Raw genomic sequence first — 11,731 nt, forward strand, 5'->3', positions numbered from 1 at the left:
ACGGCGCAGACCATATCCTGCGCTGGTCTGCCTGGCGCAGGCGACATCAACGACGGGCGCAGCTGTTCCACTACCGGCGTCGGGGATGCATTCCTCCTGAAGAAAATCTACGGCTGTAGTACTAGAACCAGAAACGGGCAATTGATTGTCGCGCAACGAGAAAACGCATGGTTGCGCGGCTTACCCTTTTTCTTTGCGCCAGAGCGACGAATTCGAGAAGGGTGCAAATTCTGCCGAAAACATCGCACCAAACCGCGCCACCAGCGTGACCACCCTGACGCCACGGGAAACGCTGGCGCTGTCCAAGCTGCTGGCCGGGGTGGCCCTGGCCTTTGGTGCGGGGAAGTAGGCGCACGGCTTAGTTTTGAGCCACCGATTCCGCAACAAAACCACAAAGAGACGTAACACCAGCCCGGCCACTGCGCCGGGTTTTTGCTTTGTGGCGGGAATTTCCCCCAACAAAACCCTACATTCCATCGGCGGTATCCACGCTGGTATCCAAGGAATCAGGCATTTGCTGGATGGTTACCAGCGCATGGTTACCAGGCCGGTTACCAACGAAAGCGCACTTTTCTGGACGGGTTGACGACCCTGGTTGACAGGCCGGTTGACGGCGAAACCGCACTTTTTGGAGAGCACGTTACAGCCGCTGTAACGCCTGCTGTAACAGCAAAAGCGTACTTTGCTGGCCGGTGCACAAGGATGCGGTGCGCAGTCTGGTGCGCACGGAAAGCGGTGTGTGAACCTGTCAAAACTTTACATCTTGGGCGGTACGCAAAGAGGTGGTACGCAAGCTGGTACGCACGGAATCGGGGGCGCTGGCGCAGGTTAGCGCTGGCAGGTTAGCGCCGTGGTTAGCGCGTAAACAAGGTGCTGGTAAACAGCGGGGTAAACAAGAAATCGGGCGTTTGCGGGGGCTGGACCGCGCTGGCGGTTGTGCCTGGCAGGCCGATCAGTGCACCGCGCACGACAACCATATCCATGATGAAGATGGGTAGCTTTTGATCCATGACCTACCGCATAGATACCCAACCTGCCTATGAGGGGGAGATTCACCACCCACAGCCCCAAGCATTTGCAATGCAAGGGGACAGCATGAGGAAACCTCCCAATTGGCATCAAACTTATGTGTTCTCATAAGATCAAAAATTGGGGTTTTTGAACAATTTCTGATTGAATTGACCCGGTAAGAGCGTTAATTTTAACCAAGGAGCCAAACTGAACATGTGCTCGATAGCATCGCGCAAAATCTGTTCCCACAAGAACAATCTTCTGGATAATCACACGGAAACCTCCAAAAATGTTCCTAAAAGAACACCTTTATGAATATCACTAGCGAATCACTTGCCACTTTGGCCAGTCAACTGATGACTGAGCGCAAGCGTCAGAAGCTCTCGCGCGAGCAGGCTGCGGCGGTGTGTAATGTCAGCACCTCGTTCATCCGTGATGCGGAAAGCAATCCCGCACGTTGCTCGTTAGGCAAACTACTCCTGCTGATGCGTGGCCTGGGCCTGAGCCTGCAAGCTGAAGGCTGGTCCGACGAGCAACAGGCGACCCAGGCGGCTGCCGCTGAAGGGTCAGGCCCCGCATGATCCGCCTGCGCGTGTGGGCCAATGCGCGGCCAATGGGCTGGTTCGGCCATGAGGCGGGCGAATTCTTCTTCGAGTACGACCGGCAATGGCTGGAGCAGCCCGGCGGCTATGTGCTGGCGCCGCAGTTTGCACTGGAGTCGCAACGATTCAAGGGCGTGCTGGTGCGGAACTTCTTCGAGAACCTGCTGCCCGAGGGCCAGGTGCTGGAGGATGTGCTGGCCGCCATTCATCTGCGCGATGCCTCGCCCTTCGATGTGCTGGGCACTTTGGGCAAGGAACTTCCAGGCGTGCTCAGCCTGTTGCCCGAGAACCAGGTGCGCGCGCAGCAGCAAGCCTATGAGCTGCTCACGCACGAGGCACTCAGCCAGCGCATCACGCAGCGCGAACAGGTACCGCTGCTGATGGCGAATGCGCAGGCCACCATGTCGCTGGCCGGGGCACAAGACAAGGTCGGCCTGCGCTTTGACAGCCGGACCAGAAGGTTCTGGGACAGCGTGGGGCAATCACCCACCACCCACATCCTCAAGCCCGACATCCGCCAGGCACGCTATGCGCCGAGCGCCATCAACGAGTTTGCCTGCATGGAGCTGGCGCGTGCCCTCAAGCTACCGGTGCCCAAGGTATGGCTGCTGCGCGTGCCCGAAGCCGCGTATGTAATTGAGCGCTATGACCGCGAAGTGCCTGCGCATGGCGACATCGTGAGCTTGCACCAGATCGATGGCTGCCAGTTGCTGGGGCATGGTTCAGGCTGGAAGTATGAGCGCACCGGCGCGCTTGTCAGTCTGGCCAAGCTGGCAAACGCACTGCGCGCGCTGGGAGTGCGCGGCAAGGACATGCTGGCCTTTCAGCGCTGGGTGATGTTCAACTACCTTATCGGCAATGCCGACGCCCACGCAAAAAATATCTCGGTGCTGATCGACGGCGGGCGGCCTGGCTACCGGCTGGCGCCCTTCTACGATCTGGTCTGCGTGCGCGCCTATGGTGACACAGGACTGGCGCTTTTTATTGGCGACGAAGAGACGTTCGACGCCGTGGGCTTGCACTCCTGGGAAGCCTTTTGCCAAGACTGCGGCTTTGCCCTCAAAGAGACGCTGATGGAATTGCGAGCCATGGCTGAGGACTTTATCCCGGCTTGGGACAAGGTACGCGCGCGCATCGACAAGCAGAACAAGCCCAGCGATGCCGAACGTGCCGTATTGGAAAAAATGACCGAGGTGTTCAAGCTCCATCAGGGTAATGTGATGTCCATGTTAGGAGCCATGTGATGCACGGTAGCAACTTCGCCTGTCTGCCTCGTTCTTCTCTGCTCATCATGGCGAGTATGCCCACGAGGGCTAAGATTCAAATCCAAAACAGGGGGAGCAAAAGCAACATCGGCCCGGACGATGGGGGGGGTGAGTCCCACATGGAGCAGTCCGCGCAGCCGACCGACTGAAAACTGAGCCGGTTGATTTTGGTGGGCCACGCTGGTGGCTGCACCTTTTCGTCCGCAGGGGGGCAAACCGGGATTTGCCTGCTTTTGGTGGCCCCACCGCCGAACCACCGCCACCTTGCTATGGGGTGCAGAAACACCACCCCACCGGCCAGCCTTACGGAAATTTCGTAGAGCCCCAGCCGCACAAGGCTGCCCCGAGTTTTCGGAACCAATACGCGCGTGCGCGCGAGGGCTGCATGAAGTTGCCAATGGTTGCCACCGCCTGTTATCAAAAGTCATGGTTCAAGCGAGCATTGCTGCCCACTGCGCACCCCGGGTTTTCGGAACAGTACGCGCGTGCGCGCGAGATCCAACCAGATTTGAAATCCAAGTGGGTGCGCCTGCCCACGGGTTTCGGACGACAGCTCAAAACTGAGCCATCGATACCGACCACTGCCCATTCACCGTGCTGCTGGCAAATGCTGGCACCACGGCTGAACTTTCAGCCCTCAATGGTAAGGGGCTGGATTTCAAATCTGACCCATCGCCCAGGTTGACGGGGTGCATGCGGCAAAACGCCACCCTCTTGGACTTCACCGCGAATGCACACGGTATGGTGCCCACCACCTCGACCAGCGCCAGCCTGCCCGGAATATGTTGCACCACGCCTACAAGGGGGTCACTTTTCTTTTTGTTGGTACTTTTCCAGTTTATACCTTGTCTACAGAGGGAAATTCGATTCCGGCCCAGCACCGTTTGCCACCGCCCAGGCACGTGCGGGGGCTCCGGGGCGCAGGTCTTTATTGCCTTTTGATCAGCGCGCGGCCACTGGGGGTGATGGTGAGGTGGCCCGCAGCGTCTTTGGCAATGAAGCCGCGCTCGTAGAGGCGGCCCGACAGGTGCTCTTTGAGGGCATCGGGTGTGGTGATGGTCTGGCCCATCTCCAGTTGCTTGAGGGTTTCGAGTTCATCCACGGTGGGATCGAACTGGGGGGCGTGGTATTGGCTCATGGCAGTCTCCTGAAAAAGGGGGTGCATCTCGCTACTCCAGCGTGCTGCAATTGCAGCGCAGCGCAAGGGGCCGACCCCTCATGCGGCCGCACCAGTGCCTCTCACGACTGTGCGGGCGCTGCCACGCTGACCAGCCACGCCCTGAATGCGGCCAGAACGGGTGACGGCGCCTGCGCTGGAGTGATGAGGTAGTAGCCGCGTTCGCCGCGCAGGGGCTGGGTGCAGGCCACCACCAGATCGCCCCGGGCCAGCTCGGCCTCGATCAGCAAGGGCGGCATCAGCGCCACGCCCAGACCGTGTGTGGCGGCCACGGCAATCATGGAGAACAGCTCGTAGCGCGGGCCGTCCAGGGCGTGGGGCGCGTGTACGCCCATGGCATCGAACCACTGGCGCCAGCCGTAGGGGCGGGTGCTTTGCTGTAGCAGCGGCAATTGGGCCAGCACCTGCGCAGCCACCGGCTGGTAGGCGCGCCCCAGGCCGCGCTGCACAGCAGCTTCGAGCAGGCGCGGGCTGCATACGGGCACCACATCTTCGTGCATCAGCCACTGCGCCTGGGTGCCGGGCCACTGCGCCACCTGCTCGGGGGTGCCTGCGTACAGGGCGGCGTCAAAACCGGTGTCGGCAAACAAAAAGGGCCGGGTGCGCGTTTCGATGTGCACCACGATGTCCGGGTGCTGCTGGGCCAGCTGCGGCAGGCGCGGGATGAGCCAGCGCGTGGCAAAGGTGGGCACCGCCGCCAGCGCCAGCGCGCCGCCGTGGCCCTGGTGGGCCATCACGTCCAGCGTATCGCGCTCCAGGGCCTGTAAGCGCTGGCCCACTTGGCGGGCGTAGTGCGCGCCAGCGGGCGTGAGCGCCACGCCGTGGCGGGTGCGCCGGAACAGCGCCACGCCCAAAAAATCCTCCAGCGCCAGAATTTGCCGCGACACCGCGCTTTGCGTCAGCGACAGCTCTTGCGCGGCGCGCGTGTAGCTCTCGTGGCGGGCGGCGGCTTCAAAGCAGGCCAGGGCTTGGGTGGAGGGCAGGGTGCGGCGCATGGCGTGGTGGCAACAACAGACGGTCAGGCTGCATTGTGGCAGCAACTTTCTTCATAAATGACAAATATTCATATCTGAATGCAGCATCATCGCTTGCAAGGCAATGAATACGCGCGCTACCATCGCGGCCAGCCTGATATTCATGCGTTTTAGGCACATTACATTGCAACTTTCTTCAGGAGACCACACCATGGCCCGCTCTGCTTTCCAATGGGACGACCCCTTTTTGCTCGACCAGCAACTGACCGACGAAGAGCGCATGGTGCGCGAGGCCGCCGCTGCTTACTGCCAGGACAAGCTGGCCCCGCGCGTGCTGGAGGCTTTTCGCCACGAGAAGATGGACACCACCATCTTCCGTGAGATGGGAGAGCTGGGCCTGCTGGGCCCGACCATCCCTGAGCAGTACGGCGGCCCCGGCCTGAACTACGTCAGCTACGGCCTGATTGCCCGCGAGATCGAGCGCGTCGATTCGGGCTACCGCTCTATGGCCAGCGTGCAAAGTTCGCTGGTGATGGTGCCGATTTTTGAGTTCGGTTCCGAAGCACAAAAGCAAAAATACCTGCCCAAGCTGGCCAGCGGTGAGTGGATTGGCTGCTTTGGCCTGACCGAGCCCGACCACGGCTCTGACCCCGGCAGCATGGTCACGCGCGCGCAGAAAGTGGCGGGCGGCTACCAGCTCTCGGGCGCCAAGATGTGGATCACCAACAGCCCCGTGGCCGATGTGTTCGTGGTCTGGGCCAAAGAAGTGTCCGAGGGCGGCGCTGTCGGCCCCATCCGGGGTTTTGTGCTGGAAAAGGGCATGAAGGGCCTGTCTGCCCCGGCCATCCACGGCAAGGTGGGCCTGCGCGCCAGCATCACCGGCGAGATCGTGATGGACAGCGTGTTCGTGCCCGAAGAAAACGCCTTCCCTGAAGTGCAGGGCCTGAAAGGCCCCTTCACCTGCCTGAACAGCGCGCGCTACGGCATCGCCTGGGGCGCCCTGGGCGCCGCCGAGTTCTGCTGGCACACCGCACGCCAATACACCATGGACCGCAAGCAGTTTGGCCGCCCCCTGGCCGCCAACCAGCTCATCCAGAAAAAGCTGGCCGACATGCAAACCGAAATCGCCCTGGGCCTGCAAAGCTGCCTGCGCGTGGGCCGCCTCAAGGATGAGCACCAGAACGTGGTCGAGATCACCTCGCTCATCAAGCGCAACAGCTGTGGCAAATCGCTGGACATCGCCCGCATGGCGCGCGACATGATGGGAGGCAACGGCATCTCCGACGAGTTCGGCGTGGCCCGCCACCTGGTGAACCTGGAGGTGGTCAACACCTACGAAGGCACGCACGACGTACACGCGCTCATCCTGGGCCGTGCGCAAACGGGCATGGCCGCTTTCGCCAACTGACCCGCAGGCCCGGCCCATGCCCCCGATCCGCACCCTGCTGCGCGCCGGTTGGGCCTGTGCCCTGGGCGCGCTGGCGGCCACTGCCGCCCACGCCCAGGCGCCAGCCACGCTGTGCAGCGCCCCGGAAGTGGCCGTGTTCAACTGCCACAGCCGGGGCAAAACGGCCTCGGTCTGTGCTTCGCCCGACCTGGCGCCGGGCAAAGGCACACTGCAATACCGCTTTGGCAGCCCCGCCCAGGTGGAGCTGCAATACCCCAGCCGCCCCAGTGCGGTTGCGGGCCATTTCTTTGCCAGCGCCACCGGTTTTTCTGGCGGCGGCGAATCGCGCCTGCGTTTTCGCAACGGCAACACCGACTACATCCTGTACGAACGCACCGTGCGCACCCGCTTTGATGGCAAAGGCAACGCGCCCCAGTCCAGCACGGGCCTGGTCGTGCGCCAGGGCGGCAAGCTGATCAGCCAACGCACCTGCACGGGCAGCGCGCTGCTCAACCTGCCCGCCAACGCCATTCCCGAGGAAGATTTTGACTATGACGCCATTCCCTGAAACCACCCCCGGCGCACTGGCGGGGCTGAAGGTGCTGGACCTGTCGCGCGTGCTGGCGGGCCCTTGGTGTACGCAAATCCTGGCTGACCTGGGCGCTGATGTGGTCAAGATTGAGCGCCCCGGCGCAGGCGATGACACGCGCCATTGGGGCCCGCCCTTCTTGAAAGACGAGAACGGCAACGACACCACCCAGGCCAGCTACTTCACCGCCTGCAACCGCAACAAGCGCTCCGTCACCATCGATATGGCCACGGAAGACGGCCAGCAGCTCATCCGCCAGATGGCGCTGCAAGCAGACGTGGTGGTGGAGAACTTCAAGGTCGGTGGCCTGGCCCAGTACGGTCTGGACCACGAGAGCCTGCGCGCGCTCAACCCGCGCCTGATTTATTGCTCAGTCACCGGCTTTGGCCAGGACGGCCCCTACGCCGAGCGCGCGGGCTACGACCTGATGGTGCAGGCCATGACCGGCATGATGAGCATCACGGGCCGCCCCGACAGTGAACCCGGCGGCGGCGGGCTGCGCGTGGGCGTGGCGCTGATTGATCTGTTCACGGGTGTCTATGCCAGCAGCGCCATCCTGGCAGCGCTGAATGTGCGCCACAGCACCGGCCAGGGCCAGCACATCGACATGGCGCTGCTGGACGTGGGCATGGCCATTCTGGCCAACCAGGCGGCGGGTTTTCTGGCGACGGGCCAGGCGCCCACACGCCAGGGCAATAGCCACCCGAGTCTGGCGCCCTACCAGGACTTTCCCACGCTGGATGGCGCCATGCTGCTGGCGATTGGCAACGACGGCCAGTTCGCGCGTTTTTGTGCGGCGGCAGGCCAGCTGCAGTGGGCGCAGGACGAGCGCTTTGCCACCAATACCCTGCGTGTCAAGCACCGCGCCGTGCTGATTCCGGCGATGGAAGCTGTCACGCGCACGCGCACCACCGCCGACTGGATTGCCCTGCTGGAAGACAAGGCTGTGCCCTGCGGCCCGATCAACGACATTGCCCAGGCGTTTGATGACGCCCAGGTGCAGGCCCGTGGCCTGCGCGTGGAGCAGCCGCGCTGGCCCGCAGGCGAGGTAGGCGATGGTGTGGCCCGCATTGCGGGCGTGGCCAGCCCGCTGCGCCTGTCGGCCACGCCACCGGTGCTGCGCTACGCGCCACCCGCTTTGGGCCAGCACACCGATGAGGTGCTGCGCGAACTGGGGCTGGACGCTGCGCACATTGCGGCCCTGCGGGCGAGCGGCGTGCTGTAAGCGCACACGCAGCGCAAACCGGCGCAGCATGCGCGTCTGGCAGGCCCTGGGCGTGCCTTAACCCAGCGTGGCCAGGTTGAGCAGCGATGCCTCCATGGCCGCTGCTGTGGCCACGGGTTGCTCCATCGGAAACAGATGGCCGCCGTCGAGCATCATGATGCGTCCCGCTGTCACCCGCTGCGTCAGGGCCATGCCCACATGGCGCATTTCTACCGATGCACGCCCGCCGATGAACGCCGCCGGGCAGCGCAACGGGTGTTTGCGCAGCAGCGGGCCCAGGTTGTGCGGCAGGGTGTTGTAGATGGCGGTTTCCACGTCCCGGTCAAACGCCAGGGTGTAGCGCCCCGTGCCGTCATCGTGCAGGCCGTGGGTGACGTAGTCTTGCAGCATCTCGGGGTGCCAGCGGGCAAAGGCTTTTTTCTGGGCAAAGTGCGCCAGTGCTTCGGCGGGGTTGGCCCAGCTGGTGCGCCGCTGGCGGCTGATGCGCCCCGGTGAGACGGCGCCCACCACGCGCGTGCGCTTGGCCATGTCCACCGTGGTGGCGCGCCAGCCGCTGATGAGGGGTGAATCCAGCATCAGCACGCCGCGCGCCAGCGCCGGGTGCTGGGCCGCAGCCATCAGGCTCAAAAAACCGCCCAGCGAGTGCCCCACCAGGTACACCGGCGCACCTGTGCGCTGCACCTGCTGTGCCGCAAAGTCGGCCAGTTGCTGCACCAGGTGCGGCCAGTTGTTGCTGACCGGGTAGCGCGGGTCGTGGCCAAAGCGGTCTACAGCGCAGACGTCAAAACCGCGCGTGCGCAGTTGCTCCAGCAGCAGCCGGTAGGTGCCCGCCGGAAAGCTGTTGCCGTGCGAAAAAACCAGCGTGGTGGTCATGGTGCGATGCCTGTGCGTGTTTCAGCGCAGAGCCGTGCTGCTGACGACGATGCCGTCGGCGTCGGCATACAGCCAGTCGCCCGGGCGTACCCACACGCCCTGGATTTGCACGGCGCTGTCGCGCTGGCCCTGGCCGCGTTTTTCGGTGGGCAGGGGCATGGCCGCCAGGGCGCGGATGCCGACAGCGCTGGCAGCCAGCTCGGCCACGTCACGCACGCAGCCGTCCACCACCAGCCCGGCCCAGCCATTGCGCGCGGCCGCTGCGGCCAGGTTGCCGCCTACCAGTGCCCGGCGCAGCGAGCCGCCGCCATCGACCACCAGCACGCGTCCCAGGCCGGGCGAATCGACGGCGGCCTTGACCAGCGAGTTGTCTTCAAAGCACTGCACGGTGCTGACCGGGCCGCTGAAGGTGCTGATGCCGCCAAAGTCCCGCCATACCGGGGGCAATACGCGGAAGGCGCCGCTGGCATCGTTCTTGAACGTGTCGCAAAAATCACAGGTGCTGAAAGCGGGGGAAGGGGTGGTGGTCATGGGGCAGTCCTCAGGAAATCACAAAGCGCTGCCCTGGGTGGGCAGCACCGTGGCGGGGGTCGAAACTCTCGGGTGTTACAGCCCGCGCTTGGCGGTGCTCAGCAGTGTGGTCACTTCCAGTGAAATATCGGAGAAGTGCGAACCCGAGCCGATCAGCTTTTCGGCATCGGCGTATTGGCCTGCGTTGATTTTGCGCGCCACCGAGCCGGCCGATTGGTGGAAATCCGCGTGCTTGGCCAGCAGCTGTGTGAACAACGGGCGCGTGCCCCAGCGCTGGCCGCCGCTGCCGTGCAGCCACTGGCCCAGCGGGCAGCGGTCGTCGCGGCAAATGGTGTCGGCATCGAGCTTTTCGTGCTGGGCGATGGCCGAGCGCAGCTTCACTTTCCACTGGCGGTGCGCTTCGATGGCTTTGTCGAAGTCAAAGTCGGCACCGGGAGCGCTTTGTGCTGCACTGTCTTGCAGGGCCAGGCGTGAGCCCGCGGGCAGCTTGAAGCGCGCCACTTCTTCGGCCAGGTGGTTGGCCTGGTTTTGCATGGCCGATGCGGCGGCGGCGGTTTCTTCGACCAGCGCGGCGTTTTGCTGCGTCATGCGGTCGAGTTCTTGCACGGCCTCGCCAATCTGGCTGATGCCCTGGTTTTGCTCGCGCGCACCGGTGGCTACTTCGCTGAGCAGTTCGTTCACGCGTTGCGACGAGGCCACGATGTCTTCGATGGTCGTGCCCGCTTTGCGCACGATGCCCGTGCCCGTTTCCACCTGCCGCACACTGCTGTCGATCAGTGTTTTGATTTCTTTGGCGGCTGCGGCGCTGCGCCCGGCCAGGCTGCGCACCTCGGAGGCCACCACGGCAAAGCCCCTGCCCTGTTCACCCGCGCGGGCAGCCTCGACGGCCGCGTTGAGCGCCAGGATGTTGGTCTGGAAAGCAATGCCGTCAATGGTGGCGATGATGTCGCTGATCTGGGCCGAAGAGGCACGGATGCCCTCCATGGTTTCCACCACTTCGCGCATGACGCGCCCGCCATCGCTGGCCACTTCGGCGTTGTGGCTGGCCATCCGCGACGCTTCTTGGGTGTGCTCCGAACCGCTCTGGACAGTGGCGGTAATTTCTTCCATCGAGGCGGCCGACTCTTCCAGGTTGCTGGCCGTGTGCTCGGTGCGCCGCGACAAGTCCAGTGCGCCGCTGGCGATTTCGCTGGCCGAGTGCACGATTTCATCGCTGGAGTGGCGCACCCGCAGCACCATGGTGCGCAGCGCCTCTTGCATGGCGCGCAGTTCGGTCATCAGCTGGGCCGCTTCGTCGTGGCCCCAGGGCGAGGGCGATGTGGTCAGGTCGCCCGAGGTCATGGCGCGCAGGTGGCGGCGCGTTTCTTTCAGGCCGCCGTCCATCACGCGGTAAAAGCTCAAAAACAGGTAGCCACCCACCAGCAGGGTAAACAGCACGCCCATGCCAGCAATGCGCAACTGGTGCATGAAAGCGTTGTGTACCTCATCGACGTAGATGCCCGTGCCAATCACCCAGCCCCAAGGCTCAAAGCCCTGCACGTAAGAGATTTTGTCCACGGGGGTGTCTTTGCCGGGCTTGGGCCACTGGTAGTTGACAAAGCCTTTTCCCTGCTGGCGCACGGTATTCACAAAAGCCTTGAACAACGCCAGGCCGTTGGGGTCTTTGAAGTCGCTGACGTCTTTGCCATCCAGCTCCGGGCGCGTGGGGTGCATGACCACGCGTGGCTGCATGTCGTTGATCCAGAAATACTCTTGCTTGTCGTAGCGCAGCTTGGCGATGGCTTCGCGCGCCAGTTGCTGCGCCTGCTCGCGCGGCAGTTTGCCGCTGGTTTCTTGCGCATGGGCCCAGACCAGGATGCCGTGGCCGATTTCCACATGCTGGCGCGTGGCGTCCATGCGCGACTGCATGGCGCTGTCGAGTTCGGTTTTCAGCAGCCAGCCCACCAGCACCAGCATGGGCAGCATGAAGGCCATCGAGATGATGGCCGCCTTGGTGTTGAAACGCAGGTTGCGAAAGGCCCGCACGCCGGGCGCCCAGATGCCGTGGTATTCAAAAAAGCCGCTGTTGTCGGCGCGCTGTGCTGCGTGAGCGATGGG

Annotated in this window: 11 protein-coding genes; 6 read left to right on the plus strand and 5 right to left on the minus strand. The window is 63.5% G+C overall.

The window, feature by feature from the left end; genetic code table 11:
• The first annotated feature begins 193 nt into the window (after positions 1–193).
• The 3 genes from PHX69_RS10595 to PHX69_RS10605 all read left to right on the plus strand — a co-directional run bounded on the left by PHX69_RS10595 (position 194) and on the right by PHX69_RS10605 (position 2,857).
• Positions 194–349, plus strand: a complete 156-nt coding sequence (locus tag PHX69_RS10595; RefSeq protein ID WP_288043672.1) for a hypothetical protein — start codon at positions 194–196, stop codon at positions 347–349.
• A 973-nt stretch (positions 350–1,322) separates the two neighbouring features.
• Entirely contained in the window at positions 1,323–1,592 is a 270-nt protein-coding gene (locus PHX69_RS10600; RefSeq protein ID WP_288043673.1) for a helix-turn-helix domain-containing protein, read from the plus strand.
• Complete coding sequence (locus PHX69_RS10605; protein WP_288043674.1) at positions 1,589–2,857, plus strand: HipA domain-containing protein; 1,269 nt, start codon at positions 1,589–1,591, stop codon at positions 2,855–2,857. The genes PHX69_RS10600 and PHX69_RS10605 overlap by 4 nt, the downstream gene beginning before the upstream one ends.
• A gap of 949 nt (positions 2,858–3,806) precedes the next feature.
• Here the strand turns inward: PHX69_RS10605 and PHX69_RS10610 are convergent.
• On the minus strand, positions 3,807–4,016 hold the full coding sequence (locus PHX69_RS10610; RefSeq protein ID WP_119014213.1) for a hypothetical protein: 210 nt from the start codon (positions 4,014–4,016) through the stop codon (positions 3,807–3,809).
• A gap of 101 nt (positions 4,017–4,117) precedes the next feature.
• Positions 4,118–5,050: a LysR family transcriptional regulator gene (locus PHX69_RS10615; RefSeq protein ID WP_288043675.1), complete on the minus strand. Its 933-nt coding sequence runs from the start codon at positions 5,048–5,050 to the stop codon at positions 4,118–4,120.
• A gap of 190 nt (positions 5,051–5,240) precedes the next feature.
• Here PHX69_RS10615 and PHX69_RS10620 point away from each other — a divergent pair, with 190 nt between their 5' ends.
• Genes PHX69_RS10620 through PHX69_RS10630 form a run of 3 tightly spaced genes read left to right on the plus strand, consistent with a single transcriptional unit; the run spans position 5,241 to position 8,230 of the window.
• The gene (locus PHX69_RS10620) at positions 5,241–6,437 is read left to right on the plus strand and encodes an acyl-CoA dehydrogenase (RefSeq protein WP_119014211.1); all 1,197 of its coding nucleotides are present in this window, start codon (positions 5,241–5,243) and stop codon (positions 6,435–6,437) included.
• Positions 6,438–6,453: 16 nt separating this feature from the next.
• Complete coding sequence (locus tag PHX69_RS10625; RefSeq protein ID WP_119014210.1) at positions 6,454–6,984, plus strand: hypothetical protein; 531 nt, start codon at positions 6,454–6,456, stop codon at positions 6,982–6,984.
• Positions 6,968–8,230, plus strand: a complete 1,263-nt coding sequence (locus PHX69_RS10630; protein WP_288043676.1) for a CaiB/BaiF CoA transferase family protein — start codon at positions 6,968–6,970, stop codon at positions 8,228–8,230. The genes PHX69_RS10625 and PHX69_RS10630 overlap by 17 nt, the downstream gene beginning before the upstream one ends.
• A 57-nt stretch (positions 8,231–8,287) precedes the next feature.
• On the opposite strand, the gene PHX69_RS10635 is transcribed toward PHX69_RS10630, so the two are convergent.
• The 3 genes from PHX69_RS10635 to PHX69_RS10645 form a co-directional block, all read right to left on the minus strand.
• Positions 8,288–9,103 carry an alpha/beta fold hydrolase gene (locus PHX69_RS10635; RefSeq protein WP_288043677.1) on the minus strand — a complete coding sequence of 272 codons (816 nt, stop codon included), beginning with the start codon at positions 9,101–9,103 and terminating at the stop codon, positions 8,288–8,290.
• Positions 9,104–9,124: 21 nt separating this feature from the next.
• Positions 9,125–9,634 (minus strand): ribonuclease E activity regulator RraA, encoded by a 510-nt coding sequence (gene rraA / locus PHX69_RS10640; protein WP_288043678.1) that lies wholly within the window; start codon positions 9,632–9,634, stop codon positions 9,125–9,127.
• 75 nt (positions 9,635–9,709) lie between these two features.
• Positions 9,710–11,731, minus strand: a 2,022-nt coding sequence (locus PHX69_RS10645) for a methyl-accepting chemotaxis protein (RefSeq protein ID WP_353852412.1), incomplete at its 5' end; no start/stop codon positions are given.

Origin of the sequence: Simplicispira sp., assembly GCF_028687295.1 — a bacterium.
Lineage (GTDB): Bacteria > Pseudomonadota > Gammaproteobacteria > Burkholderiales > Burkholderiaceae_C > Simplicispira > Simplicispira metamorpha.

Coding starts and splice junctions, on each gene's coding strand:
- PHX69_RS10600 (WP_288043673.1), top strand. CDS start 1,323: ATGAATATCACTAGCGAATCACTTGCCACTTTGGCCAGTCAACTGATG.
- PHX69_RS10605 (WP_288043674.1), top strand. CDS start 1,589: ATGATCCGCCTGCGCGTGTGGGCCAATGCGCGGCCAATGGGCTGGTTC.
- PHX69_RS10610 (WP_119014213.1), bottom strand. CDS start 4,016: ATGAGCCAATACCACGCCCCCCAGTTCGATCCCACCGTGGATGAACTC.
- PHX69_RS10615 (WP_288043675.1), bottom strand. CDS start 5,050: ATGCGCCGCACCCTGCCCTCCACCCAAGCCCTGGCCTGCTTTGAAGCC.
- PHX69_RS10620 (WP_119014211.1), top strand. CDS start 5,241: ATGGCCCGCTCTGCTTTCCAATGGGACGACCCCTTTTTGCTCGACCAG.
- PHX69_RS10625 (WP_119014210.1), top strand. CDS start 6,454: ATGCCCCCGATCCGCACCCTGCTGCGCGCCGGTTGGGCCTGTGCCCTG.
- PHX69_RS10630 (WP_288043676.1), top strand. CDS start 6,968: ATGACGCCATTCCCTGAAACCACCCCCGGCGCACTGGCGGGGCTGAAG.
- PHX69_RS10635 (WP_288043677.1), bottom strand. CDS start 9,103: ATGACCACCACGCTGGTTTTTTCGCACGGCAACAGCTTTCCGGCGGGC.
- rraA (WP_288043678.1), bottom strand. CDS start 9,634: ATGACCACCACCCCTTCCCCCGCTTTCAGCACCTGTGATTTTTGCGAC.